At 70.9% G+C, this 24,541-nt stretch carries 23 protein-coding genes; 10 read left to right on the top strand and 13 right to left on the bottom strand.

Going from position 1 to position 24,541, the window contains the following annotated elements; translation table 11 throughout:
* Positions 1-15 precede the first annotated feature (15 nt).
* Positions 16-1,242, top strand: a complete 1,227-nt coding sequence (locus tag Vgi01_RS15235; protein ID WP_102660676.1) for an epoxide hydrolase family protein — start codon at positions 16-18, stop codon at positions 1,240-1,242.
* Positions 1,243-1,402: 160 nt separating this feature from the next.
* Here the strand turns inward: Vgi01_RS15235 and Vgi01_RS15240 are convergent, their stop codons facing one another.
* Both Vgi01_RS15240 and Vgi01_RS15245 read right to left on the bottom strand, forming a co-directional pair.
* Entirely contained in the window at positions 1,403-1,603 is a 201-nt protein-coding gene (locus Vgi01_RS15240; protein WP_102660677.1) for a DUF397 domain-containing protein, read from the bottom strand.
* A gap of 43 nt (positions 1,604-1,646) precedes the next feature.
* Complete coding sequence (locus Vgi01_RS15245; protein WP_102660678.1) at positions 1,647-2,489, bottom strand: helix-turn-helix domain-containing protein; 843 nt, start codon at positions 2,487-2,489, stop codon at positions 1,647-1,649.
* 145 nt (positions 2,490-2,634) lie between these two features.
* On the opposite strand from Vgi01_RS15245, the gene Vgi01_RS15250 reads away from it, so the two are divergent.
* The 3 genes from Vgi01_RS15250 to Vgi01_RS15260 are packed head-to-tail and all read left to right on the top strand — an operon-like array spanning position 2,635 to position 5,421.
* Positions 2,635-3,261 carry a GOLPH3/VPS74 family protein gene (locus tag Vgi01_RS15250; RefSeq protein ID WP_204291452.1) on the top strand — a complete coding sequence of 209 codons (627 nt, stop codon included), beginning with the start codon at positions 2,635-2,637 and terminating at the stop codon, positions 3,259-3,261.
* Positions 3,262-3,301: 40 nt separating this feature from the next.
* A complete protein-coding gene (locus Vgi01_RS15255) occupies positions 3,302-4,828 on the top strand; it encodes an APC family permease (protein WP_204291453.1) in 1,527 nt (508 codons plus the stop codon).
* Positions 4,828-5,421, top strand: a complete 594-nt coding sequence (locus Vgi01_RS15260) for a GNAT family N-acetyltransferase (protein ID WP_102660681.1) — start codon at positions 4,828-4,830, stop codon at positions 5,419-5,421. Before Vgi01_RS15255 ends, Vgi01_RS15260 begins: the two co-directional genes overlap by 1 nt.
* A 61-nt stretch (positions 5,422-5,482) precedes the next feature.
* Here Vgi01_RS15260 and Vgi01_RS15265 read toward each other — a convergent pair whose 3' ends face one another.
* Positions 5,483-6,316, bottom strand: a complete 834-nt coding sequence (locus Vgi01_RS15265; protein ID WP_102660682.1) for a SigB/SigF/SigG family RNA polymerase sigma factor — start codon at positions 6,314-6,316, stop codon at positions 5,483-5,485.
* Positions 6,317-6,588: 272 nt separating this feature from the next.
* Between Vgi01_RS15265 and Vgi01_RS15270 the strand changes: the two genes are divergently transcribed.
* Complete coding sequence (locus tag Vgi01_RS15270) at positions 6,589-7,311, top strand: acetoacetate decarboxylase family protein (RefSeq protein ID WP_102660683.1); 723 nt, start codon at positions 6,589-6,591, stop codon at positions 7,309-7,311.
* Between the two features lie 320 nt (positions 7,312-7,631).
* On the opposite strand, the gene Vgi01_RS15275 is transcribed toward Vgi01_RS15270, so the two are convergent.
* The 3 genes from Vgi01_RS15275 to Vgi01_RS15285 form a co-directional block, all read right to left on the bottom strand.
* Positions 7,632-8,366, bottom strand: a complete 735-nt coding sequence (locus Vgi01_RS15275) for a sulfotransferase-like domain-containing protein (protein ID WP_102660684.1) — start codon at positions 8,364-8,366, stop codon at positions 7,632-7,634.
* Positions 8,363-9,346, bottom strand: coding sequence for an aldo/keto reductase (locus Vgi01_RS15280; RefSeq protein WP_204291454.1), 984 nt, complete (start codon positions 9,344-9,346; stop codon positions 8,363-8,365). The genes Vgi01_RS15275 and Vgi01_RS15280 overlap by 4 nt, the downstream gene beginning before the upstream one ends.
* A gap of 69 nt (positions 9,347-9,415) precedes the next feature.
* Complete coding sequence (locus tag Vgi01_RS15285; protein ID WP_013732622.1) at positions 9,416-10,597, bottom strand: argininosuccinate synthase domain-containing protein; 1,182 nt, start codon at positions 10,595-10,597, stop codon at positions 9,416-9,418.
* Between the two features lie 359 nt (positions 10,598-10,956).
* On the opposite strand from Vgi01_RS15285, the gene Vgi01_RS15290 reads away from it, so the two are divergent.
* On the top strand, positions 10,957-13,959 hold the full coding sequence (locus Vgi01_RS15290; protein ID WP_204291455.1) for a non-ribosomal peptide synthetase: 3,003 nt from the start codon (positions 10,957-10,959) through the stop codon (positions 13,957-13,959).
* A gap of 40 nt (positions 13,960-13,999) precedes the next feature.
* On the top strand, positions 14,000-14,623 hold the full coding sequence (locus Vgi01_RS15295) for a LysE family translocator (RefSeq protein ID WP_204291456.1): 624 nt from the start codon (positions 14,000-14,002) through the stop codon (positions 14,621-14,623).
* 221 nt (positions 14,624-14,844) lie between these two features.
* Here the strand turns inward: Vgi01_RS15295 and Vgi01_RS15300 are convergent, their stop codons facing one another.
* On the bottom strand, positions 14,845-15,834 hold the full coding sequence (locus tag Vgi01_RS15300) for a pirin family protein (RefSeq protein ID WP_102661091.1): 990 nt from the start codon (positions 15,832-15,834) through the stop codon (positions 14,845-14,847).
* A gap of 11 nt (positions 15,835-15,845) precedes the next feature.
* Positions 15,846-16,322 (bottom strand): MarR family winged helix-turn-helix transcriptional regulator, encoded by a 477-nt coding sequence (locus Vgi01_RS15305; RefSeq protein WP_102661092.1) that lies wholly within the window; start codon positions 16,320-16,322, stop codon positions 15,846-15,848.
* A 168-nt stretch (positions 16,323-16,490) separates the two neighbouring features.
* On the opposite strand from Vgi01_RS15305, the gene Vgi01_RS15310 reads away from it, so the two are divergent.
* The gene (locus Vgi01_RS15310; protein ID WP_013732628.1) at positions 16,491-17,015 is read left to right on the top strand and encodes a GNAT family N-acetyltransferase; all 525 of its coding nucleotides are present in this window, start codon (positions 16,491-16,493) and stop codon (positions 17,013-17,015) included.
* A 69-nt stretch (positions 17,016-17,084) separates the two neighbouring features.
* On the opposite strand, the gene Vgi01_RS15315 is transcribed toward Vgi01_RS15310, so the two are convergent.
* Positions 17,085-17,672, bottom strand: a complete 588-nt coding sequence (locus tag Vgi01_RS15315) for a general stress protein (protein WP_013732629.1) — start codon at positions 17,670-17,672, stop codon at positions 17,085-17,087.
* Between the two features lie 202 nt (positions 17,673-17,874).
* Positions 17,875-19,248, bottom strand: coding sequence for a glycoside hydrolase family 6 protein (locus Vgi01_RS15320; RefSeq protein WP_204291457.1), 1,374 nt, complete (start codon positions 19,246-19,248; stop codon positions 17,875-17,877).
* A 184-nt stretch (positions 19,249-19,432) separates the two neighbouring features.
* Between Vgi01_RS15320 and Vgi01_RS15325 the strand changes: the two genes are divergently transcribed.
* Positions 19,433-20,392, top strand: coding sequence for an NAD(P)/FAD-dependent oxidoreductase (locus Vgi01_RS15325; RefSeq protein WP_204291458.1), 960 nt, complete (start codon positions 19,433-19,435; stop codon positions 20,390-20,392).
* A 22-nt stretch (positions 20,393-20,414) separates the two neighbouring features.
* Here Vgi01_RS15325 and Vgi01_RS15330 read toward each other — a convergent pair whose 3' ends face one another.
* On the bottom strand, positions 20,415-22,535 hold the full coding sequence (locus Vgi01_RS15330) for a SpoIIE family protein phosphatase (RefSeq protein ID WP_204291459.1): 2,121 nt from the start codon (positions 22,533-22,535) through the stop codon (positions 20,415-20,417).
* Positions 22,536-22,724: 189 nt separating this feature from the next.
* On the opposite strand from Vgi01_RS15330, the gene Vgi01_RS15335 reads away from it, so the two are divergent.
* A complete protein-coding gene (locus Vgi01_RS15335) occupies positions 22,725-23,567 on the top strand; it encodes a mechanosensitive ion channel family protein (RefSeq protein ID WP_204291460.1) in 843 nt (280 codons plus the stop codon).
* A gap of 52 nt (positions 23,568-23,619) precedes the next feature.
* Here Vgi01_RS15335 and Vgi01_RS15340 read toward each other — a convergent pair whose 3' ends face one another.
* Both Vgi01_RS15340 and Vgi01_RS15345 read right to left on the bottom strand, forming a co-directional pair.
* Positions 23,620-23,994 (bottom strand): DUF6401 family natural product biosynthesis protein, encoded by a 375-nt coding sequence (locus Vgi01_RS15340; RefSeq protein WP_204291461.1) that lies wholly within the window; start codon positions 23,992-23,994, stop codon positions 23,620-23,622.
* Positions 23,995-24,279: 285 nt separating this feature from the next.
* On the bottom strand, positions 24,280-24,492 hold the full coding sequence (locus Vgi01_RS15345; RefSeq protein ID WP_102658107.1) for a hypothetical protein: 213 nt from the start codon (positions 24,490-24,492) through the stop codon (positions 24,280-24,282).
* Positions 24,493-24,541 lie beyond the last annotated feature (49 nt).

Below are 24,541 nucleotides of genomic sequence, written 5' to 3' on the forward strand. Positions count from 1 at the left end.
GGACAGGAGACCTGCATGGCTGTCAAGATCGAAGCGCCGGTACGCACCGAGCAGATCCGGCCGTTCACAGTGCAGATTCCCGAGGCGGAGCTCGACGCGTTGCGCAGGCGCATCGCGGCCACCCGCTGGCCGGAGAAGGAGACCGTCGACGACCAGTCGCAGGGCGTGCCGCTGGCCACCATCCAGGCACTCGCGCGTTACTGGGAGAACGAGTACGACTGGCGCAAGGTCGAGGCGAGACTGAACGCCCTGCCGCAGTTCCTGACCGAGATCGACGGCCTGGACATCCACTTCATCCACGTCCGGTCCCGGCACGAGGATGCGCTGCCGCTGATCGTCACGCACGGCTGGCCCGGATCCGTGATCGAGCAGCTGAAGATCATCGGGCCGCTGACCGATCCGACGGCGTACGGGGCATCCGAGTCCGACGCCTTCCACCTGGTGATCCCGTCGTTGCCCGGCCACGGCTTCTCCGGCAAGCCGTCGGTGCCGGGGTGGGGGCCGGAGCATGTCGCCCGCGCCTGGACGGAACTGATGAGGCGGCTCGGCTACACCCGGTTCGTCGCCCAGGGCGGCGACTGGGGCGCGATCATCACCGACCTGATGGGGGTGCAGGCGCCGGCGGAGCTGCTCGGCATCCACACCAACATGCCCGGCGCGGTGCCACCGGACCTCGACGCGTTGTTCCAGTCCGACATCTCCGGGGCGACAAACGCGCTCGGCTCCCTGCCGGCCGGTCTCAGTGCCGAGGAGAGGCACGCCAGCGAGCAGTTGGACTTCGTGTGGAAGCACGTCGCGTACGCCCTGATGATGGCGACCCGGCCGCAGACGCTCACCGCGCTGGCGGATTCACCTGTGGGGCTGGCGGCGTTCCTGCTCGACCACGACGCCCGTAGCCTGGATCTGATCTCGCAGGCGTTCGCCGGACGTCAGGTGGGCCTCACCCGTGACGACGTCCTGGACAACATCACGCTCTACTGGCTGACGAACACGGCGGTCTCGGCGTCGCGCCTGTACGCGGAGAATCCGCTCTCTTTCTTCGCCACCAAGGGGGTCTCCGTACCGGCTGCGGTGAGCGCCTTCCCCGACGAGCTGTACCAGGCCCCGCGCAGCTGGGTCGAGCGTGCGTATCCGAATCTCGTCTACTACCACCGGCTGGACAAGGGCGGGCACTTCGCCGCCTGGGAGCAGCCGGAGGTCTTCGCCGAGGAGCTGCGCGCCGGTTTCCGGTCGCTGCGTTAGCGATGTCCTGAGTGCCGGTGGCGTCGCGGCGAGAGGTCCGTACGCCGCCCGAGTGAAACGCCGTCGACCTGGCTCCCGGCCGACGTCGGACAGCGGTAGCCCTCCAACGGGGGTGCTGCCGCTGTCCGACGTCGGTGTGCGTCTCTCGGCGCGGGCCGGGTCAGCGGCCGTCGGCGTCGTGGAGGCCGTCGACGAAGGCGGTCCAGGCCGACGGTGGGAACGTCAGCACCGGTCCGCCGCGGTCCTTGCTGTCCCGCACCGCGACATGACCGTCGAGTGTGGCGACCTCCACGCAGTTGCCGTTGCCCACACTGCGGGTGCTGGTGCGCCACTTCGCTCGGGACGGGTCGAGCGCGGTCATCGCGATCCCTTCATCGGTACTCAGGGTGATCGCGGCGACGCGATCACGTAAAGTAGCGAGAGGCCTCTTTGAGGCGGACCAGGGATGCCGCCGGATCCAGCGCCAGCTGGCGCAGCCTCTCGTGCACAAGGCTATACGAGCGCACCTGCGCAGCCTCTTCCAGTGCCAGGCCTGTCGTGAGATTTTCCAGGTAGACCACGGCGGCGTCGGCGGCGTCGGGGAACGTGAGGATCACGTACGGGGAGTTCAGCGCGGGGTGGCCGCCGGCCTCGAACGGTAGTACCTGGATTGTGACGTTCGGTAACTGAGCGACATCCTCCAAATAAGACAGTTGCCCCGCCATGACGCCTCGATCGCTAACCGGGCGTAACAATACGGACTCGTTCAACACCACCGACAGTTCGACCGGCTGATCGCCGCGCAGCACGTTCTGCCGGCGTAGTCGGGCGGCGACCTTGCGGTCGAGGTCCTCCTCGCCGGCGGTCAGGCGGTAGACCTCCCGGGCGTACGCCTCGGTCTGCAACAGGCCGGGCACCGCCTCGGCCTCGTACGTGCGCAGGGTGGCGGCCTCGGCCTCCAGGCCGACGTAGAACTCGAACCACTCCGGCAGCACGTCGCTGTAGTGCTGCCACCAGCCGCGTTGCTGCGCGCTGCGGGCGATCTCGATGAGCGCCTCGGCGTCGCTTCCGGTCACCTGGTACAGCGCCAGCGCGGCACGTACGTCGCGCGGCTTGATGCCGATCTGGGCGTTCTCGATGCGGGAAAGGTTGCTCTTGGACATGTCCAGCTGCCGGGCGGCGACATCCAGGGTCATTCCGGCGCGTTCGCGCAATTGACGTAGTTCCCGGGCGATGCGGCGGCGGCGGACAGTGGGGCTCGCGGTCACCCTCCGAGTCTGTCACGGGAAAACCTGCAGGTCGCATCAGCACGGAGTGCAACTGCCGAAAACGGGAGTTGCATTGAATGGGTCCTAGGTGCATGCTTGCCCCCGAGTTAGCGATCACAATGGACGGCGATTCGGGGGAGGACCGGTGCTCATCGCCGACGAGTTCTTCCTGATCGCGCACAACGACATCCGGGGCAAGGCGAAGCTGCATCCGGCGGCAACCGGCCTCGGTCTGGCCGGTGGCCTGCTCGGTGAGCTGATCCTCTACGGACACGTCACCGTCGCCAACGGTCAGGTCGGCGTGATCGACCGCCGCCCGCCCGCCGACGCGTTGGCGCACACCGTGCTCGACCAGCTGATCGGTGAGGCCCAGCACCAGTCGGTGCGCACCTGGCTCAGTTTCCTCGCGCAGACCGCGGTGACCGCGGTGGGGGAGCGGCTCGCCCGGGCCGGCGCGCTACGCCGGCAGGAGAGCCGCCGACTGCTGCGCACCACCGTCAGCTACGTACCGATCGACCCCAACGTGGCCGCCTGGCCGGCCACCCGGCTGCGCGCGGTGCTGGAACGCCCCGATCCGCCCAGCGTGCCTGACGCGCTGCTGCTCGGCCTCGTCGCCTCCGCCGGGTTGACCCGGGAGGTGCTGTGGAGCGCCGGCCCCCGCGCACACCACCGGCTCAATCTGATCATCCCCGCGTTGCCGGCGCCGCTGAAGGAACTCGTGGCGCACACCGAGGCCGCCGTGGGCGCGGCCGTGCTGTGCGGCATTCCCTGAGCCGGCACCCCCTACCCCTCACTCTCACACCGGAGCTCCCATGTCCTCCACAGTGACATCGCAGCGACCAAGCAACGTCTCCGAAGCGTTGGCCCGTGGCCGTCTCGGCGTACCCTCCGTGGTCTTCTTCGTCCTGTCCGCGGCGGCGCCGCTGACCGTGGTCGCCGGGGTGGTCACCACCGGCTACGGGGTCATCGGTGTGCTCGGCATCCCGCTGGCCTTCCTGGCGGTCGCCGCCGTGCTTGCCATCTTCTCCGCCGGCTACGTGGCGATGGCCCGCCGGATGGCCAACGCCGGCGCCTTCTACGCCTACGTCGCGCGTGGCCTGGGCCGCCCCGCCGGGGTGGGCACGGCCTGGGTCGCGCTGCTGGCCTACAACGCGTTGCAGGTCGGGCTCTACGGCACCATCGGCGCGGCGGCCACGCCGGTACTGGACCGGCTCTTCGGCATCACCCCACAGTGGTGGATCGTGGCGCTGGTGGCCTGGGCGCTGGTGGGGGTCCTCGGCCTGCTCCGGGTGGACATCAACGGCATGGTGCTGGCCGCGCTGCTCTGCGCCGAGATCGCCATCATCGTGCTGTTCGACCTGGGTCAGCTGAGCAACCCGGCCGCCGGTGGCGCCACCTTCGCGGCCTTCTCGCCGGACAACTTCTTCGTGCCGGGGGTCGGCGCGGTCCTGGTGCTGGCAATCCTGGGTTTCGTCGGCTTCGAGGCCTCGGTGGTGTTCAGCGAGGAGAGCAAGGACCCGAAGCGGACCGTACCGATGGCCACCTACCTGTCCGTGGCGATCATCGGCGTGATCTACGCGCTCTCCTCGTGGAGCATGACGGTCGCCGTGGGACCGGACCGCATCGTCGAGGAGGCCGGCACCCAGAGCATCGACCTGATCTTCAACCTCGCCGGGGCGCACCTGGGCGACACCGTGCTCACCATCGGCCAGGCGCTCTTCCTGACCTCGGTGCTGGCCGCCATGATCTCGTTCCACAACACGACCGCCCGGTACGCCTTCGCGCTCGGCCGGGAGCGGGTGCTGCCGGCGGCGTTCGGGCGGACCTCGCCGGCCACCGGCGCGCCCCGGGCCGCCTCGCTGGCGCAGAGCGCGCTCGGCCTGGCGGTGATCCTGCTGTACGCCGTCAACGGCTGGGACCCGGTGCTGCAACTGTTCTTCTGGCTGGGCACCAGTGGCGGCTTCGGTGTGCTGCTGCTGATCGCGACGACCGCGATCGCGATCATCGTGTACTTCGCGCGCAGCGGTGAGCAGGAGACCCTGTGGCGCCGGCTGATCGCTCCCGGCATCGCCGCGATCGCGCTGTTCGCGATCATCGTGTTGGCGGTGCAGAACTTCGCCAACCTGCTCGGCGTGGAACCCGACTCGCCGCTGCGCTGGCTCTTCCCGGCGGCGTACCCGGTCGCCGCCGCGCTCGGTGTGCTCTGGGGTGTGGTGCTGCGGCGCAGCCGCCCCGACACGTACGCCCGGATCGGGCTGGGTGCGGAGAGCACCGCAGCGGTCGTCGGGTTGCCCCCGGCGGACACCGATCCGGTGCAGCCCACGACGGGGGTGCGGTGATGACGCAGGCGGACATCGAGCGCCTCGGCCCCACTGACGCGCGGTGGGTGGCCGAACGGATCGCCGAGGCGTTCCTGGTGCTGGACGCGACCCGGTGGCTGGTGCCGGACGAGGCCAAGCGGGAAGCGGTGCTGGCCGCCCAGTTCGAGATCGTCGTGTCGCACGCGCTGCGGCACGGGCTGGTCTTCGGCACCGCAGACCGGGTCGGCGTGGCCGTCTGGCTGCCGTCGGTCGGCGATCCGCTGCCCGAGCCGGAGGACTACGACGCCCGGCTGGCCGCCGCGTGCGGGGAGTGGACGCCCCGCTTCGCCCACCTCGACGAGCTGTTCGCGGCGAACCACCCGCATGCCGACCACCACCATCTGGCGATGCTGGCCGTGCGGCCGGACCGCCAGGGCACGGGTGTCGGGAGCGCGTTGATGCGGCACCACCATGCCTGGCTGGACGCCAACGGCGTACCGGCCTATCTGGAGGCGAGCAGCGAGACCAGCCGGGACCTGTACGCGCGGCACGGTTACCGGGTCTCCGAGCCGTTCCGGCTGCCGGACGGCACGCCGTTCTGGCCGATGTGGCGAGAACCGGGCAACAACTGAGAATGACCCCGGACACGACGATGGCCGGGCCCGCCGGCCCGGCCATCGTCGCCACCCCCTCCTAGTACGTTCCGTCGAGCTGCCCCCGCAGCTTCGTCAGTGCCCGGGCCAGCAGCCGGGACACGTGCATCTGCGAGACGCCGATCTGGTCGGCGATCTGCGACTGCGTCAGGTTTCCGTAGAAGCGCAGCGTCAGGATCTTCTGCTCGCGCTCGTCCAGCGTGGCCAGTGCCGGGCCCAGCGCCACCCGCAGCTCGGCCAGCTCGAACTCGCTGTCCTCGCCGCCGAGCATGTCGCCGAGCTCGGTCGCCCGGTCGCCGTCGCCGGTGGGCGTGGACAGCGACACCGCGTTGTAGGCGCGGGCACCCTCCAGGCCCTCCAGCACCTCTTCCTCGGTGAGCTTGAGGTGGGCGGCGATGTCGGCGACCGTCGGCGAGCGGCCCAGGGTCTGCAGCAGCGAGCTGTTGGCGTCCGAGATGGCCAGGCGCAGTTCCTGCAACCGGCGGGGGACCCGGATGTCCCAGGTGCGGTCGCGGAAGTGGCGCTTGAGCTCGCCGATGATGGTGGGGATCGCGTAGCCGGCGAAGTCGACGCCGCGCGTGGGATCGAACTTGTCGATCGCCTTGATCAGGCCGACCGCCGCGGTCTGGGCCAGGTCGTCGGTCGGCTCGCCCCGGCCGCTGTAGCGGTGGGCGAGGTGGTTCGCCAGCGGCAGCCATGCCTCGATGGCCCGGTCGCGCAGCGCGGCACGGGACGGGTGCCCGGCGGGCAGCGCGGCCATCGCGTTGAGCAGGTCGGTGGCGCTGTCGGTGAGCGCTCGCGGGTCGAGCTTCGCCGCGGTCGTCGGTGCGGTTGCCGGCTCGGTTGCCGGCTCGGTGATCGTTGGCGCGGTCATGGTGGTCCTCCCTGCACCTCGTCCGCGGATAAAGACGTGACGCTTTGGTTGGGCGCTGTTCGTACGTTCGGGAGTCACCATAGCCTGATAGGGCGGCAGAAATCTAGCCGAACGGACGATGTCTTTAAGTGATTTTAAGTCGCTAAACGACATGAATCAGACACGTGTCGGTGGTTTCGATGGCGCAAAGATGGTGACTGTCGCGTTTTCGTCCTTGTCCCGTGGACGGGACTGGACGTAGCGTCGCGGTACATCCCCTGTCCGGAGGCGCCGTGCTCGACCCTGCCGTACCCCACCTCGTGGTCAACAGCCGCGCGCTCTACTTCAGCTGGCTGCCGGCGGATCCCGACGCGGTGGCCGCGCTCGTCCCGGCCGGCCTGCGACCGCATCCGGACCGGCAGGTGTTCATGAACCAGTACGTGGTCGACGACGCCGCCCAGACCTCCGGGTTCGGCGCGTACTCGCTTGCCTATCTCGGGGTGACCCTGGCCGACGTGCCCGCCCCGGACGGGGTGACCCCGGGCGGCTGGTGGACCCACTACGTGACCTCCAGCGAACAGGTCCGCGGCTACGCCCTCGCCCGCGGCGCTCCCGCCCTGGCCGGAAGCACCACCATCAGGTCGGACCACGACAAGGTGGTGGCCGAGACGGAGATCGGTGGGGTGCCGGTGATCCGGTCCCAGGCCCGCGTCGGTGAGACGGGCACCAGCATGCACAACGGCCACCACCGCTACCTCACCGCCCTGGGCGGGCAGCTGGTCAGCAGCATCTATCCGGTCGTCTCCGAACCGGTCGGCGAGTTCGAGATCGAGTCGGTGGAGTTCCTCGAACCCGAGCATCCGATCTACGCGCTGCGTCCGGAGAACCCGCTCACCATCGCCTGGGGCTATTACGCCCCGCGGTCGTCGTTCGCCTACCCGGGCGGGCTGACGGTGTGGGGCGAATTGGAGCCGTCCGGTGGCGCGACGGGGGTTTCCGCGGGCCCATACGGGTAACCCAGGGGCTGGATCGGCATACACCCCTACCTCGAGGAGGCCGCACCATGCCCGGCGAGACGACGCGCGCTGTGACCGAACACCGCGAGCAGGCGGTGGAGGGGGAGCGGGGAGCGCTGTTGGCCGTACTGGTGATGGTGGTGCTCGGCGTGGCCGGGATATTCGCCGTTTCCTGACCAGCGGGGGCGCCCCGGTCGCATCGGGCGCCCCCCATCTGTCGTCACGATCGGGTCAGGGCCGGGAACGCCCTGCATGCCGCCAGCGAGGAGTGACCCGGCACCGGCCGTGGAAGGTCGTCGGGACTGCAGTCCGGGCGCTGTTCAGGCCGGGTGCGGCGAGAACCGCAGCGCGTGCAGCGCCTGGTAGAACGGCCGGTGGTACGCCTCCAGCGCGGCCAGCCGGGGGTCGTTGTCGGGGCGTACTTCGTGGCGGGTGGTCCGGGTGGTGAAGCCGCTGCTCGCCTCCACCTCCCGGTGCCACGCCCGGGTGCGCGCGAAGGCCTGCTGCTCGCCGGGCTGCCAGCGCAGCGCCTCCGGGCGGTGCGGGAGCCCGGTCACCTGGCAGAACCGCTCGGTGGCCGCCTCCGGTGTGGCGGCCACCTCGTCGCCGTCGAGCACCAGCGGGACCTCCCCGGTGACCGCGCGGACCGCCTCGACCATGCCGTGCAGTCGTTCGAAGCCGATCTCGTCGCATTCGACCGACTGGTTCATCGCGTAGTGCGAGGCGACCACGGCGGCCGGGTCCCGGATCATGAAGGTGTTGGTGACGTCGGTGTAGAGCCGCCGGTCGCGCAGGATCTCGTCGTAGGGGTAGTCGGTGGTCTCCTTGAGGAAGACCCGCTGTCCGCTGCGCCGGCCGAGGGCGAGCAGCAGGTCGAAGAGTTCACCGATGCTGGCGGCGCGCTCGCCGTCGATGTCGAAGTGCCCCACGGCCGCCAGGTTGGAGAAGGGTTCGTGCACGACGGCCAGGTCACCGCGCTCGATCAGCATCCGCAGGAACGCCGTGGAGCGGGAGCGCGGCACCGCCCAGAGGGCGATCACCGGGGTGCCGCTCACTGGGACCAGGCGGTGGGTTGGCGGTCCCAGCGGTGCTCGCGCAGCCGGGCCAGTACCGACTCCTCCAGCGGGGGCGCGTCACTGGTGGCCAGGTTCGCGTGCACATGATGGATCTTGCGCATGCCGGGGATGACCGTGCTGACCGTCGGGTGCGCGAGGATGAACCGCAGCGCCAGCTCCGGCATGGTCATCCCGTCCGGTACGTCCTTGGCCAGCGCCTCGGCCCGCGCGACGCTGGCGGCGAGGTTCTCCGGCACGAAGTAGCTGTTGCGCCAGTCACCCTCGGGCCAGGTGCTCTCCGTGGTCAGGGTGCCGGTCAGCGTCCCCTCGTCGAAGGGCACCCGGGCGATCACCGCCACGTCCAGCTCCTGGCAGAGACCGAAGAGTTCGTCCTCCGGGGCCTGGTCGAAGATGTTGTAGATCACCTGGACGGCGTCCACCAGGCCGGTACGCATCGCGGCCATGCCGTTCCACGGTTCCCAGCGGTTGAGGCTGAGCCCGATCCCGGTGACCAACCCCGACTCGCGCAGCTCCCGCACCATGTCCTGCCAGCGTTGATCCTCGGCCCAGGAGTCCTCCCAGACGTGGAACTGCAACAGGTCGATCCGCTCGACGCCGAGGTTCTCCAGGCTCTTGTGCAGGTACTCCCGGACGTGGTCGGCCGGGAAGACGTCCTCGAGCCTCGACTCCCGGGTGGACGGCCAGTTACGGTCCTTCGGCGGGATCTTGGTGGCCACGTAGAGCCGGCGGTCCGGATGCCGGCGCAGCAGCTCACCGAGGAGCACCTCGCTGTGGCCGCGGCCGTAGATCCAGGCGGTGTCGAAGAAGTTGCAACCCCCCTCGACCGCCGCGTCGAGGGCGGCGTGGCCGGTGGCGTCGTCGGCGCCGCTCCAACCCCCCTCGCCACCGGCGATGCCCCACATGCCGTAACCGACGTCACTGACCGACCAGCCCAACCGACCGAACCTGCGGTACTGCACGGACCTCTCCTGTCCTGTCGCTGCCTTCGATGGTGGTGCGGGACCGGGCCGGGCGCCGGTGACGTGCCGTCAGCGCAGGCCGACGATCGGCTCGCGCCACCGGTTGCCGCCGGTGCCGAAGCGGGTCTGCTGGTCGTGGCCGACCCCGGGGGCGTCGATGCCGGCGACCCGGGCGGTGCCCCGGTGCAGGACCAGCCGAACCGTGGCGGTGGCCGGGCGGACCAGCTCGTCGATCGCCGCGCGGGCGGCCGCCGCGACCGGACTGGCGTAGCGGGCCTCGTAGACCGCCGCGCCGAGCACCGGCCCGAGCGACTGGTAGAGCCCTCGGGCGTGCGGATCGAGGCAGACCTCCAGCACCCGCTGCCAGGCGGTGTCGAGGATCTCCAGCCCGGGTGCCTCGTAGACGCCCCGGCACCGGGTGCCGATGATCCGGCGTTCCACCACGTCGCGCAACCAGACGCCGTGCCGGGCACCGAGATCCCGGGCGGTACGCAGCACGTCGACCGGGTCGGGACCGCTGCCGTCGACATCGGTGACCCGGCCGGCGTCGAAGCTGACCGCGACCGTCTCGGCCTGTGCCGGTGCCTCGCTCGGATAGACGCTCCAGCGGGGTGTCAGGCTGCCGGCGTCGACCGGGGTGGCCAGATCCTCCAGGGCCGAGGACTCGTGCGACGCGCCGGCGAGGCAGGCGTCGGTGGAGCGGTCGGCGTCGCTGCCCCGGTCGAGGAAGAAGCCGGCGTCTTTGACCGCGTTGAGCATGGCGCCCCGGCCGGCGGCGAAGCGCTCGAGGGCGTCCGGGTCGGTCCAGGGGGCGTAGACCCGAAGGTCGGGGGCGAACTCCCGAGCGTACGCGGCGAAGCGACGCTGGTCGTTGCCGCCGCCCACGCAGCCGTGCGCGAGCACCGTGCAGCCGTCGGCCCGCAGCACCGGGGTCAGCTGCTCGACGAGGACGAGCCGGGCCGCACCGGTGGTGTTCCAGTAACCGCCGTCATGTCGCGCCTGGTAACGCAGCAGGTCGAGACCGATCTCGGCCATCCGGGGGCGCAGGTCGACGACGCTGGCCGGCAGGCCGGCGTCGCGCAGCGAGGCGACCAGGTCGGCGATCTCGTCCGGGTCGCTCTGTCCCAGGTCGGCGACGTAGTGGTGACTGGCCACGCCCTGCTCCCGCAGCCACACACCGAGGGCCAGACTGGAGAGGCCACCGGCCTGGAAGACGCCGACGCGTTGGTCGGCGAGGTCCCCGTGTCGCATGTGTTCGGTGCCTCTCGTCATTGGGCAGCACTGCCCGTTAGGGCTCCTGGCAGGGCCGGCACACCCTAGCAACCTGATCCGTCACTCATCAAGGACTGTCGCGACAAGCTGGTCTATGTTAAAAACGTAACTCGATTTGCGTAAATCGAATCCGAGCCGACGATCGGCAACCATTATTTCGGTCATATCACACCCAGATCCACTATGGCCTGACGATTCCCAGTGAATCGCCGGTCCTCGACCGTGCGCGCTGGCGACACCTGCCGGCGGCACGGCAGAAGGGACGAGCGTTGGACGCCCGATCATCCGCACCACGACCCGCCGCTACGCTCCGGGCCGGTCTCGGGCCCATCCTGCCGGTGCCGGCCGAAAGCTCGGTCATCGACCTCTTCGAGGCCACGGTGGCGCGGACCCCGGACCGGCCGGCCGTCCGCTTCCGCGACCAGACCCTCACGTTTCGCAAGCTCAACCAGCATGCCGAGGCGCTGGCCGAGAGTTTGGTCGAGCGCGGGGTGGGCGTCGGTGACTTCGTCCCGCTGGTCATCGCCGAGGGCGTCGAGTTTCCGATCGGTCTGCTGGCGGCGATGAAGGTCGGTGCCCCCTTCGTGCCGGTCGACCCGGGCTGGCCGGCGTCCCGGCTCGCCGAACTCTTCCGTCAACTCTCGCCCCGGGTCATCCTCGCCGTGGCCGCCACTGCACCGGCACTGGTCGGCCTCGGCACCGCCGACCATGTTCTGATAATTGACCGCACACAATTGGTGAGCGGAACTCCGACCGGCCCACGCCCCGGCCCGGACGACCTGATTTACGGGTATTTCACCTCCGGCTCCACCGGCACTCCCAAATGCGCACTGAACAGACATCGGGGTCTGGTCAACCGGCTCGCGGCAATGTCACACCACTTCGGTGACGGCGCCGAGCAAATCGTGTTGCAGAACAGCAAGCCGACCTTCGACTCCTCGATGTGGCAACTGCTCTGGCCGTTGACCACCGGCGGTCAGGTGGTCCTGCCCGACCGGCAGGGCATCCTGGACCTGGAGCAGACCTGCCACATCCTCGGCCGGTACGCGGTGACTATCACCGACTTCGTCCCCTCGGTGCTCGGCGCACTGGTCAGCCTCCTCGAACTCCGGGCCGACCTCTGCGCCGAACTGGCCGGTCTGCGCCGGATGCTGATCGGTGGCGAGGAAGCCAACGGTGCGGTGCTCGACCGCCTCTGGAAGCTCCTGCCCGACCTGAGGGTGACCAACACCTTCGGCCCGACCGAGTGCTCGATCGGCTCCGTCTTCCACGAGATCACCGAGGTCACCGGCCGAATCCCCCTCGGCACCGCCATCGGCAACACCGCCGCCGTGGTGCTCGACGACGCACGTCGCCCAGTGCCCCCGGAGACCGTCGGCGAGATCTACATCGGTGGCCTCTGCGTCGGCGCCGGCTATCTCGGTGATCCGGAGCGCACGGCCCGGGCCTTCGTGCCCAACCCGTTCCCCGAGATCGCCGGTGACCTGCTCTACCGCACCGGGGACCTGGGTCACCACACCCCGGACGGGCTGCTGATGTTCGACGGCCGCCGCGACGACCAGGTCAAGGTCGGCGGGGTCCGCATCGAACTGGCCGAGGTGGAGCGGGTCCTCGCCGCGCACCCGGCGGTACGTGGCGCCGCGGTGATCGTCCGGGGCGAGGGCGACGCCCGGTCCCTGGCAGCCTTCGTGAGTCTGCGGTCCGACGAGTCCCACACCGTCACCCCGGCCACCCTGGTCGACTGGCTGCGGGCGTCGCTGCCCCCGGAGACCGTGCCCCGGGCGGTGACCGTGGTGGACGAGATTCCGCTGACCCCACACGGCAAACTCGACCGGCGCGCCCTGGAGCAGGTGGCCCGGACGGCCGCCGGCAGTGCTCCGGTGGAGGCGCCCGGCAGCCCGGCGGAGGAGTTGGTCGCCTCGGCCTGGTGTGAGGTGCTCGGCCGCGCCGAGGTCTCGGTCAGCGTGCCCTTCGCCGACTACGGCGGCACCTCGCTGCTCACCCACCAGCTCGCCGCACTGCTCGGCCTGCGCCAGGCCCGTCCGGTGTCCCTGGCCCACCTGCTGGCGGCCGACACCGTACGGGCCCAGGCCCGGCTGCTGGGTAGCGGGCAGAGCGACACCGGCGCAGCGGTGGATCTCGCGCTGCTGGCCCGCGACGCCGACCCGAGCGACCTGGTCGGTGCCGGCGTGCCGCCGGCACCGACGCTGGCCCGACAGCTGCTGCTGACCGGGGTCACCGGTTTCGTCGGCGCGCACGTACTGGCCGAGTTGGTGACCCGGCCGGAGGTCGAGCTGCACTGCCTGGTCCGGGCGGCCGATCCGGCTGCCGGAGCGGCCCGGCTGGTGGCGGTGCTGCGGGCGTACGGGCTGACCGACGCGCTCACCGCCCTGGAGCACGCCCTGGTGCAGGGGCGGGTCCGGGTGGTCACCGGTGACCTGGGCGCACCGCTGCTCGGCCTCGACGACACCGCCTTCCGGGCCCTGGCCGGCGCGGTGGACGCGGTGGTGCATGCCGGTGCACTGGTCAACTTCCTGCGCGACTACGGCGCCCACCGGGGCCCCAACGTGTTCGGCACCGGTGAGCTGGTCCGGCTCGCCGCCGCCGGATCCGGCTGCCGGCTGCACGTGCTCTCCACGTTCAGCGTCTTGTCCGCCGCGGCGCGCGGCACGTCCGGGACGCCGATCGGCCCGGACCGGTTGCCCGGACTGGACGAGCCGCTCCCGCCGGGCGGGTACGACCAGTCCAAGCTGGTCGCCGAGCACCTGCTGGAGCGGGCCCGCGGCTTCGGGGTCGACGCGGTGGTCTACCGGCTCGGCGAGATCTGGCCGCACCGTCGGATCGGGCTGCCGAACCGGGCGTCACTGGCGCACTCGGTGGTCTACGCGGCGGCGCGTACCGGGGTGGTCTTTCCGACCGGGGCGCGCACCGACCACCTGCCGGTGGATCTGCTGGCCGGCTGTCTGGCCGACGCGGTCCTCGGTGCGGCACCTGCGGCCGGCGGCACGGTGCACCTGCTCCGACCCGGTGGTCTCGGGTACGCGGAGATCTTTGCCCGGCTGGCCGAGGCCGGTGCCGAACACCTCGGCTACGCCGAGTTCCGGGCCCGGCTGAGCGCGCTGGCGGCGTCCGGCGACGCGGACGAGCGGCTGGTCCGGGTGGCGATGCTGTTGCCGGCGCCGCAGGGCACCGACCCGGTCGCCCCGGCCAGCTTCGACCGTCTCTTCACCGACAGCTCCGCGCACTTCACCTCCAGTGAGCCGGCCGGGCAGGCCTTCGCGGCCGGTTCCCCGTTGGCGGACCTGGCGGCGTTTCTTGATCGGTTGGATGTGGCAAGGTAGTGCCTTTCTTCGGAACCTCCGTTCACTGTGGTTGGTGTCTGTGCTGATCGATCCTGGCCTGTTGGCCGTCTTCCTCGTCGCGGTGCTGGTCATCTGCGTGACGCCCGGCCCGGACATGCTCTACATCCTGGCCACCTCGGTCAGCCAGGGCATCCGGGCCGGGTTGGTGGCGTCGGTCGGCATGTCCCTGGGCATGCTGGTGCACACCGTGCTGGTCTCGCTCGGCCTGGCGGCACTGATGGCTGCCGTGCCGGTGCTCTTCGACGTGATCAAGTACGTCGGTGCCGCCTACCTGGTCTACATCGGTGTCCGGGCCTGGTTGGACTCCTCGTCGGCGTCGGAGGTCCAGGAGCGTGCGGTAGTGCCGCTGCGTACGGTGCTCTGGCGTGCCACCATGACGAACCTGCTCAACCCCAAGATCGTCCTGTTCTACCTGGCATTCCTGCCGCAGTTCGTCGATGCCGACGCCGGGGGCGCGGGTGCGCAGCTGCTGGTGCTGGGGCTGCTCTTCGTGCTGGTGGGGCTGCTGGTCGACTCGGTGATCGCGCTCGCCGCCGGTCGGCTGGGGGAGTGGCTGCACCGGCGGCACCGGGTCGACAAGCTGCTCAACCGGATCGCCGGCACGGTCTTCGTGGCCCTCGCCGCCCGCCTGGTCTTTCTCTGATCCTCCACCGGTACCGCATGGCCTCGCCCTCACGGTACGGGTGCGCCCGGCAGAGCGCGCTGTGACCGAGCACCGCGAGCAGGCGGTGGAGGGGGAGCGGGGAGCGCTGTTGGCCGTACTGGTGATGGTGGTGCTCGGCGTGGCCGGGATATTCGCCGTTTCCTGACCAGCGGGGGCGCCCCGGTCGCATCGGGCGCCCCCCATCTGTCGTCACGATCGGGTCAGGGTCGCGAACCCTGGCCGTCGGTGTGCGCCAGCCGCTCGGCCGGGATCACCCCGAGCCGGCCGGCCTGGTAGTCCTCGAAGGCCTGGATCAGCTCGTCACGGCTGTTCATCACGAACGGGCCGTACTGGGCGACCGGCTCGCGGATCGGCTGACCGCCCATGATGTACAGATCCAGCGTCGGCGTGCGGCTGTCCTGCCGGGCGTTGGCCCTGAACCGCAGCGCGTCACCGGGGCCGTGCACCGCGAGCTGCCCGGTGCGTACGCCACGGCCGTTGGCGCCGATCGTGCCGCGCCCGCCCAGCACGTAGACCAGGGCGTTGAAGTCGGGCCGCCAGGGCAGGTCGACCTGCGCCCCCGGCTCCACCGTCACGTGGGTCACGGTGATCGGGGTGTACGTCGAGCCCGGCCCCTGGTGTCCGGCGATCTCACCGGCGATCACCCGGATCAGCGCGCCGCCGTCCGGTGTGGTGAGCAGAGCGGCCTGGTTGCCCCGGATGTCCTGGTACTTCGGCGGGCTCATCTTCGCCACCTTGGGCAGGTTGACCCAGAGCTGGGTGCCGTGGAACAGGCCGCCGCTGACCACCAGGTGCTCCGGCGGCGCCTCGATGTGCAGGAGGCCACTGCCGGCCGTCATCCACTGGGTGTCACCGTTGGTGATGGTGCCGCCACCGCCGTGCGTGTCCTGGTGCTCGAAGATCCCGTCGATGATGTAGGTGACGGTCTCGAAGCCCCGGTGCGGGTGCCAACTGGTGCCCCGTGGCTCGCCCGGGGCGTACTCGACCTCGCCCATCTGGTCCAGGTGCAGGAACGGGTCCAGCTCGCTGGTCGGTACCCCGGCGAAGGCCCGGCGCACCGGGAAGCCCTCGCCCTCGAAGCCGCTCGGCGCGGTGGTCAGCCGGCGGACCGGCCGGATGGTGGTGGTGGACTCGTCGAGCCGGGGCAGTCGGGGCAGGACGAGGACGTTGTCGACGGTGATCGCGGGCATCGGAGGCTCCTTCAACTGTCGCTGTGTGCGGGGCTGGCGGTGGCCTGCAGCCGCTGGCCGAGTCGGGTGAAGATCCTGGTCAGGCAGGCGATCTCGGCGTCGTCGAGGTCGTCCATCAGGTGCGTGCGTACCGAGTGCAGGTGATGCGGTGCGGCCTCGCGCAGGGCCAGCAGGCCGGCAGCGGTGAGCACCGCCTCGCTGCCCCGGCCGTCCTGCGCACACGGCTGCCGCGCCACCAGGCCGCGCCGTTGCATCGAGGAGATCTGGTACGTCAGTCGGCTGGGTGAGAAGACCAGTCGGCCGGCCAGTTCGCCCATCCGCAGGCGTTGCCCGGGGACCTCGCTGAGCAGCACGAGCACGTGGTAGTCGGCGAGGCTCAGCTCGCTTGTGGCGCGCAGATCCTCCTCCAACCGGGTGAGCAACCGCTGGCTGGCTTCGATGTACCCCCGCCAGGCGGCCAGGCGGTCGGCGCTCAAGCTCTCGGTCATGCCCCCACGGTAGCACAAACTAAAATTTGAACTATCTCGCTGAACTGCTGCCCGGAAAGCGGGCGGCAGGGCTCATGGGAGAAGATATTGAAGGTTTGAATGACAGCCTCGGACCGGTGACCGTATTCCAGCGGTGGTACGCGAGGAGCGTGTGCCACACTGCCCGACGTGGTGAACCTGACCGGCCCTGGCCTGCTGCTACGTCCCTGGCAGGAGGGCGACGCCCCTGCCGCCCTCGACGCCTTCGGTGACCCGGAGATCGCTCTGTGGAACCCCCAGGGCGACGGTCTCGACCTGGACGCCGCCCGACAGTGGGTACGGCGGCGCGCCGACTGGTCGAACGGCACGAACGTGGCGCTGGCGCTGGCCGATCCGACCGATCCGGCCGTGCTGCTCGGCTCGGTGTCGCTGCACCGCATCCACGACGGGGACGCCTCGATCGGCTACTGGGTGGTGCCAGCGGCCCGCGGACGAGGGCTCGCCTCGGCCGCGGTCGCCCGCGTCACCGCCTGGGCCTTCGCCGAACTCGGACTGCACCGCATCGAGTTGTGTCACGCGGTGGGCAACCCGGCCTCCTGCCGAGTCGCCGAACGGGCCGGCTACCTGGCCGAAGGCACCCTGCGGCAGTCGCACCGCTACGGCGACGGCCGGCGCCACGACGAGCATCTGCACGCCCGCCTGGCCACCGACTGACCGTCGCGGGCACACGATCCGCCCCCGACCGTACCGGTCGGGGGCGGTGGGAATCGTGCGCGGTTGAGGTCAACCTGCGGTCTGCGGGGCCCGCCCCCCCAGGTGCAGTCGGCCCAGCAGTTGACGGGCCTGTTCGGCGACGTCCGCGTCGACGATGACGGCGTACTGGTTGGCGCGCAGCGAACTGGCCGAGGTGAAGTCGCGCTTGCCGCCCGTCATGGCGTGGGCGACCGCGCCGAACACCGCGCCCCAGATCGCGCCGATGACCAGGCCGGCCAGGATCACCGCGAGCCAGTTGCCGACGGTGAAGATGCCGAACAACAGGCCGATGAACAGACCGAACCAGGCACCGGTGCCGGCGCCGATCAGACCGGCACGAGCGGTCGTCATCCGACCCAGCACGGTCTCCACCAGGGTCAGATCGGTGCCCACGATCGCGCTGCGTTCCACCGGGAACCGGTTGTCGGCCAGGTGGTCCACCACCCGTTGGGCGGAGGGATAGTCCGGGTAGGCCCCGATCGTCACGGTCGGCGGGCCGAGCTGCGGACCGTGCCCGTCGCCGCTGGGCGCCGCGGTACGGCCACCCGGCCCCGACGGGAGGGTGCCGCCACCGGTCACGCCCGGCTGCCAGGCCGGGGGATTCGACTGTGTGGTCATGGGTCTCCTCCTTCGTCGCTCCACGCGTTCCCGCCCGAGGGCAGCGGTAACGCGTCGGCCGGGCCGGCGAACCGGACGTCGGCCACCGGCGCTGAAGCCGACGGAGGTGACAGCCGACAGAGAATCAGCCGACAAGGGTGACGCAGGCGTGAGCCCCTCGCCGATGCCCGAAGGCGGTGGCGAGGGGCCCAGGAAGGTGCGATCAGGTGCAGTTGGTGCCGTTGAGGGTGAAACCACTCGGCGCCGGCAGGCTGCTACCGCTGTAGGTGCCCTGGTAGCCGATGCTGACGGTGTTGCCGCTGAACAGGCTGCCGTTCCAGTCGGCGTTACGCACCGTGATCCGGTCGCCGGACTGGCTCCAGACGCCGTTCCAGCCGTTGCTCAGCTGTACCCCGGAGCCGGCGTTGAAGGTCACGGTCCAGCTGTTCAACGAGCTGCCGCGGTTGGTCACCCGGATCTCGGCGGTGAAGCCACCGGTCCAGGTGTTCGGGGTGAAGGTCACCGTGCAACCGGAGCCACCGGGCGGCGGGGTGCTGGCCGGCGGGGGAGTCGTGGGCGGCGGGGGAGTGGTGGGGCCGGGGGTGGTGGGGGCCGGCGTGGTGGGCAGCGGCCCGGCCGCGATGGCCAGGTCGTACGCCCGCTGCGGCACGAACTGACCGGCGGCGGCGATGCAGCCATCGGCCTCGCCGGGCAGCTTGACCCAGAGGAAGGCGTCGATCGCCGAGTCGCCGGTGTTTGTGGTGCTCGGCGTGCCGATGGCCCGTCCCGGCGGGTCACACCATTCCGAGCCGGCGGGACCGTTGCCGTTGCGGCTGGTGTCGATGACCGCCTTCAGGCGGGAGATCCCGGTCGCCGCGATGATCGACTTGGCGTAGGAGACCTCACCGGCGGTGCTGCGGTAGTTCGACACGTTCACCGAGATGCCGTCGGCGCTGTTGGCGATGTCCGCGGCGAGCAGCCGGTTGGCGGCCTCGCCGGCAGAGAGCCAGCCGCCGTGGCCGATGTCGTAGTAGACCTTCGCCGCCGACGAGGCGCGCTTGAGGGCCTTACCGGCGTACGCCATCGAGGCCCGGACCTCGGCCTGCTGGTTGCCGTCCATGCAGCTGGTCATGATGGGGAGCACGTCCGGCTCCAGGATGATGGTGGCCGGTCGGCCCTGGAGGCCGGCCGCGACCTGGTCCACCCACTGACGGTAGGCGCTGTGGTTGGGCGCGCCGCCACCGCTGTGGTTGCTGCAGTCGCGGTTGGGGATGTTGTAGACCACCAGGATCGGGATCTTGCCCGCTGCGGCGGCGGCGCCGACGAACTGGCTCACCTCGCCCTGCACGGTCGAGGTGTTGGTGGTGGTGTACCAGCGGGGCTGCGGCACGTTGGCGATCCGGTCCCGGATCACGGCGGCCCGGGAGTCGCCCGGGTTGGCCGCCACCCAGCGGGCGGCGCTGGTCTGCGGGTCCACGTAGAAGGCGGAATCGGCAGCTGCGGCGGGCGCCGCCAGCAGCGCGCCCACGCCGACGGTGGCGGCGACGGTGAGTGCCGTCACCGCGCCGACCACGGCGGACGTGCGTCGGGTTCTCATGGTCTGCTCCTCGGATATATCGAGCAAGTTGCGTGGAAGCGCTCCCACATGTCCGTCAAGGTACGCACCCGTTGCGAGATTGTGAAGACCTTCCGGAAGCATCGATGGCTTTAGGTATGTTTTACGGCCTGGCCAGCGGGCAGGTACGACGGAACCGGCGGGGATCGGTACGTAAGATCACCGGGTGACTACGGAGAGGGCCGGCGTCGTGGTGGTCGGTGCCGGCATCGCCGGTGTGGCGTGCGCGGTGCAGCTGCGACGGGCCGGCGTGCCCGTGCAGCTCAGGGAACGTGCCCAGGTGGCCGGTGGCCGGATGGCCAGCAAACGGTTCGACGGCCGCCCGGCCGACCTGGGCGCGGCCTACTTCACCGTCAGCGATCCGGACTTCGCCGAGGTGGTGGCGCAGTGGCAGGCCGCCGGGCTGGTCCGGGAGTGGACGGACACCTTCGTCGCGTACGGCGCGCAGGGGCGGCACGAGGTCCGTGGCCCGATGCGGTGGGCGGCGCCGCGCGGACTGCGTTCACTTGTCGAGCACCTGTCACAGGACCTGCCGGTGCTGGTGAACCGGCTGGTGCTCGACGTCGCCCCGGGACCGTCGGTGGACGGCCAACGGTGCCGGGCAGCCGTGCTGGCGATGCCCGGGCCACAGGCCGCGTTGGTGCTCGACCCGGCCCTGACCGCCGCCACCGAGGCGCTGCGGAACCAGAGCTGGTCACCGTCACTGGCGGCGATGCTGCGCTTCCCGCACCGGCGTTGGCCGGACTTCCGGGGCGCCTTCGTCAACGACCACCCGGTGCTGCGCCTGGTCTGCGACGACGGGGACCGCCGTGGGGACCGGGCGCCCGTGCTCGTCGCGCACACCACCGCGCAGTTCGCCGCCGGGCATCTCGCCCAGCCCACCGCCGCAGCCCCGGCGGTCGAGGCGGCGGTACGCGACCTGCTCGCCCTGCCCGAACCGGCGGTACACGTGCACCTGCACCGGTGGACGTACGCCCAGCCCACTGCCAGCTCCGCCGCCGGGTTCCACCTCGACGACGAGGGGATCGGGGTGGCCGGAGACGCGTACGGCGCGCCACCCCGGGTACAGACAGCGTGGCGTTCCGGCCACGACCTCGGTCGCGCGCTGGCCCGACGGCTGACCTGAGCGGCCCGCGGCGGGCTCGGCCCTACTGCGGCGGAGTCAGGATCTCGAACCAGACGGTCGAGCCGCGCACGGTGGGATCGGTGCCCCAGGCGTCGCTCAGCTCCTCGATCAGGCCCAGCCCGCGGCCCCGACTGCTCAGCGTGTCCGTCCGGGTCCGGGTGACCGTGCCGCGCGAGCCCGAGTCGGCCACCGACACGAGCAGGCGCTCAGGGCTCAGATCGATCTCCACCCGGGCCGCCGTGCCGGCGTGCAGCAGGGCGTTGGTGGTCAACTCGCTGGTGCACAGCACCGCCGCGCCGATCACCGACTCGGCCACCTGCCACTCGGTGAGCTGGGCGGTCATCCAGTGCCGTACCCGGCTCGGCGCCGTCGGCTCGGCCGGTACCTCCATCCGGGCCGACCGGCTCGGCCGCAGCGCGTACTCGACGGCGAGCACGGCCACGTCGTCCTCGGTGGCGCCGGGCACCGCGGCGGTGGCGGTGGCACAGAGCGCACGGGGATCGCCGCTGTGCGCTGCGGCCACCGACTCGGCCAGCCGAGCCAGACCGTGCGAGAGCCCGTGCCGCCGCCGTTCCACCACACCGTCGCTGAACAGCAGTAACGTGTCGCCGGGCAAAAACGCGACGGTGCAGGTCGCCGGCTGGTATCCGACGCCCAGCGGCGCGCCGGCCGGCACCTGCACGTACTCGGCCCGCGGTTCGCCGTCGGACGAGCAACGCCGGATCAGCGGTGCCGGATGGCCCGCACTGGCCAGGGTGAGCAGTTCCCGGGCCACGTCGATGACCCCGAACGCCACGGTGACGAACAGCTCGTGCGTACCGGCCTCGGCGCCCAGGCTGCTGACCAGACGGTCGAGCCCGACGAGCACCTGATCCGGGCGCGGCTCGTTGAGGGCCAACGCTCGCAGGGCGGCGCGTACCTGACCCATCCGGGCCGCAGCCTGCACGTCGTGTCCGGCGACGTCACCGAGCACCACGCCCAGCTCACCGGTGGGCAGCACGAAGGCGTCGTAGAAGTCCCCACCTGCGGCGTTGCCGTCCACGCCCGGGTCGTAGCGCGCCGCGATCCGCAGCCGGGGCAGGCCCGGCAGATTCTCCGGCAGCATGCTGCGCTGCAACAACTGGGCCGTACCGTGCTGGGTCTCGAAGCGGCGGGCCCGCTCGGTGGCCTGGCCGACCAACTCGGCCGACGCCGCCAGCAACACCCGCTCCTGCGCGGACCAGGTGTGCGGGGAGCGGTAGCCGACGGTGAGGGCACCGCGTACCACGGCGGCGCTCAACGGCACCGTGGCCAGCGATCGGATCTTCTGGTCGTGACGGTCGGCGGCGATCTCGCGCAGCGGCTCGCCGTCGTCGGTGTAACTGGCCCGTCCGGTGCGGGCGCTGACCACTGACGGGGCCGGCCAGTCCGCCGGTCCGCGCCGCCACAGCGGCGGGAGCCGTTCGTCGGCCTCGTCCACCAACTCGCCCCGCACCCGACGGGCCAGCCGCCAGCCGCCACCGTCGTCCACCGCGAAGGAGACCCGGTCGGCGTCGAACGAGGTGATCGCGTAGCGCAGCGCGACCCGGGCCACGTCGTCGAGGGTGAGGGTGGCGGACAGCGCCGCGGCGAGTTCGCTGATCCCCTGCAACTGCCGGATCGCCGGGTTGGTCTCGGTGATCACGGACAGCACACCGACGATGCGGCCCCGGCTGTCCCGCACCGGGGAGCAGGCCCGGACGTACACCACCTGGTCGAGTTGCCCGTTGGCCCGGCGCAGCGGCAGGGTCATCTCCCGTTCCAGGAACGGCTCGCCGGTGCGGTAGGTGTGCTCCACCACGTCACCGATGCCCGGCATCGGCCAGATGTCCGCGAAGACCTGCGGCGCGGGCTGTCCGAGGGCCCGGGGGTGCTTGTCGCCGATCAGTTCGGCGTACGCGTCGTTGTAGAGCAGGAAGAACTCGTCGCTCAGGTGCAGCACCATCGGTGCCGGCGAGGCGAGCACGATCTCGGCGGCGGCCCGTACGGCCAGGTCCCAGTATTCCGGGGGGCCGAGCCTGCTGCCGCTCCACTGGTGGCGGCCGACCATGCCGGTGACGCCAGGCATCCGCGCACTCGGGGCGCTGCCTGCTGGCGTGGGGACTCGCCCGACCGTTCCTGGCATGACAGCAGCCTAGTCCGGCGAGCCGAACAGTGTTTCGATCATGCGCCGCGATGCCCGAGGCGACGGACATAAGTCCAGGTCAGAGCAGTCCTGTGGCGATCTGTCGAGAAAAAGGAGGCGATCGGCGCGGCGTGCCGTCCGAGCGAAGGGGTAAGCGCGCGGGGCAGACCATGCGACAGGAGGGACATCATGCCGGAAACCTTCGCGGCCAGGCAGGTCGACATCGGCAATGCCGTGGCTGACATGTGGAGGTCGGTGCTGCTGTTCGTACCGAGGGCCATCGCGTTCATCGCGATCCTGGTGGTCGGATGGCTCATCGCCAGAGCCGTGCTCAAGATCGTCGACGCGGCGCTGGAACGGGTGGGGTTCGACCGGGCGGTCGAACGAGGTGGCATCAAACGCGCACTGGAACGAACGAAGTACGACGCCAGTGACATCCTGGCGAAGCTGGCGTACTACGCCGTGCTGCTGTTCACGTTGCAGTTCGCGTTCGGGGTCTGGGGACCCAACGCGATCAGCAACCTGATCTCGGGTGTGGTGGCCTGGCTGCCACGCGCGTTCGTCGCGATCATCATCGTGGTGATCGCCTTCGCGATCGCCAACGCCGTACGGGACATCGTCAGCGGGTTCCTGGGCGGCCTGTCGTACGGCAAGGTGCTGGCCGACGTGACGGCCGTCTTCGTGATCGCCCTGGGTGTGATCGCGGCGCTGAACCAGGTGGGCATCGCCACGACCGTCACGACGCCGGTGCTCATCGCGGTGCTCGCCACGGTGGCCGGCATTCTGATCGTCGGCGTCGGTGGTGGTCTCGTCAAGCCGATGCAGAACCGTTGGGAGGACTGGCTGCACCGGATCGCCGAGGAGTCCCGGGCCGTTCGTGAACAGCGGCAGGGCGCTGCGGCCGGTCGCGGTGACACCCAGCGGCAGATGGCCGACCGGGCCGGTGCCGAGCGGAGTCAGGCGATGGCCGGTGGCCGGGCGACCCACCAGTCCGGGGCCGCGAGTGACGAAACGCAGCAGTTTCGCCGGTGAGCACGGCAGCAGGCCGCAACGGGTGTCCGCCGACGGCGGGCACCCGTTGCCGTCACAGCGGCGGCGGCTGCGGGGCCGGGGTGTCGAGGGCGGCGGTCAGCGCGCAGACGGCGAGCAGGCGCACCAGCACCCAGTCGGCCTCCGACCAGTCGATCGGATCGGTGGGCGGCTGCCACCCGTGTTCGTCGGCCGCGGCGCGGACGCCTTCGGCGTAGCCGGCGAGCGCGGCGGCGGTCAACGGGCGCTGGTCACCGTGCAGGCTGTCGCGTACGGCGGCGGCGTGCTGGTCGACGACCGCGAGCAGCCCGGGCAGCTGGTTGGCGGCGGCCAACCCGTCGAGCCCGACGGCGTTGGCGAGCCCCACGAGGGTGGTTCGCGTCGCGTCGACAGCAGTGGAGGCGGGAACCTGGTTCGGGGGCACGCGCATGGGGAGCGAATCTACCCAACCCGGACCGGCAGCGTCCTCGTCCACTCGGTTGGCCGACGCATCCACCGCTGGTCGTCGGCGGCTGTCCGCGAGTTCCAAGTCGGTGCGGACCGGGCAGCAGGCACTGCCGCGGATGGTGCGCCAGCCCTCAGGACGACACGAAACGGACCAGCGGTCGACGTTGCCGATCAAGCCCGCCCCTCGGCCCGGGTGACCGATCACACAGCCGCGCCACCGATCGGACAGCCGCCGACGACCCGGCGAGCCGGGCCGTCGGCGGTGAAGTCAGTCGGTCGAGCGGGCGTCGGCGGGACGACGGCGGGCGGCGTCGTCGGCGATGATCACAGTGGCCACCATCAGCGCGACGCAGAGGCTGAACAGCCAGGAGCTGTCCGCGACCAGCCGGGCGGAGACGGGTGCCTGCACGGCGGCAAGGAGGAAGCCGATCCATGCCAGGCGGCGCTGACGCGTGGTGAGGAAGCCGGAGCCCTGATGCATTCCGAAAGTCTTACGCGCATCGAGGGCATTGCCGTCAGCCGAACGGCCG

This window comes from Micromonospora gifhornensis, assembly GCF_016863515.1.
Classification (GTDB): domain Bacteria; phylum Actinomycetota; class Actinomycetes; order Mycobacteriales; family Micromonosporaceae; genus Micromonospora; species Micromonospora gifhornensis.

What these genes read in the sequence shown, in the direction of transcription:
- Vgi01_RS15255 (WP_204291453.1), top strand. Translation starts at nt 3,302, where the DNA reads ATGTCCTCCACAGTGACATCGCAGCGACCAAGCAACGTCTCCGAAGCG.
- Vgi01_RS15235 (WP_102660676.1), top strand. Translation starts at nt 16, where the DNA reads ATGGCTGTCAAGATCGAAGCGCCGGTACGCACCGAGCAGATCCGGCCG.
- Vgi01_RS15330 (WP_204291459.1), bottom strand. Translation starts at nt 22,535, where the DNA reads ATGCCAGGAACGGTCGGGCGAGTCCCCACGCCAGCAGGCAGCGCCCCG.
- Vgi01_RS15320 (WP_204291457.1), bottom strand. Translation starts at nt 19,248, where the DNA reads ATGAGAACCCGACGCACGTCCGCCGTGGTCGGCGCGGTGACGGCACTC.
- Vgi01_RS15240 (WP_102660677.1), bottom strand. Translation starts at nt 1,603, where the DNA reads ATGACCGCGCTCGACCCGTCCCGAGCGAAGTGGCGCACCAGCACCCGC.
- Vgi01_RS15300 (WP_102661091.1), bottom strand. Translation starts at nt 15,834, where the DNA reads ATGCCCGCGATCACCGTCGACAACGTCCTCGTCCTGCCCCGACTGCCC.
- Vgi01_RS15265 (WP_102660682.1), bottom strand. Translation starts at nt 6,316, where the DNA reads ATGACCGCGCCAACGATCACCGAGCCGGCAACCGAGCCGGCAACCGCA.
- Vgi01_RS15305 (WP_102661092.1), bottom strand. Translation starts at nt 16,322, where the DNA reads ATGACCGAGAGCTTGAGCGCCGACCGCCTGGCCGCCTGGCGGGGGTAC.
- Vgi01_RS15315 (WP_013732629.1), bottom strand. Translation starts at nt 17,672, where the DNA reads ATGACCACACAGTCGAATCCCCCGGCCTGGCAGCCGGGCGTGACCGGT.
- Vgi01_RS15345 (WP_102658107.1), bottom strand. Translation starts at nt 24,492, where the DNA reads ATGCATCAGGGCTCCGGCTTCCTCACCACGCGTCAGCGCCGCCTGGCA.
- Vgi01_RS15260 (WP_102660681.1), top strand. Translation starts at nt 4,828, where the DNA reads ATGACGCAGGCGGACATCGAGCGCCTCGGCCCCACTGACGCGCGGTGG.
- Vgi01_RS15285 (WP_013732622.1), bottom strand. Translation starts at nt 10,597, where the DNA reads ATGCGACACGGGGACCTCGCCGACCAACGCGTCGGCGTCTTCCAGGCC.
- Vgi01_RS15335 (WP_204291460.1), top strand. Translation starts at nt 22,725, where the DNA reads ATGCCGGAAACCTTCGCGGCCAGGCAGGTCGACATCGGCAATGCCGTG.
- Vgi01_RS15340 (WP_204291461.1), bottom strand. Translation starts at nt 23,994, where the DNA reads ATGCGCGTGCCCCCGAACCAGGTTCCCGCCTCCACTGCTGTCGACGCG.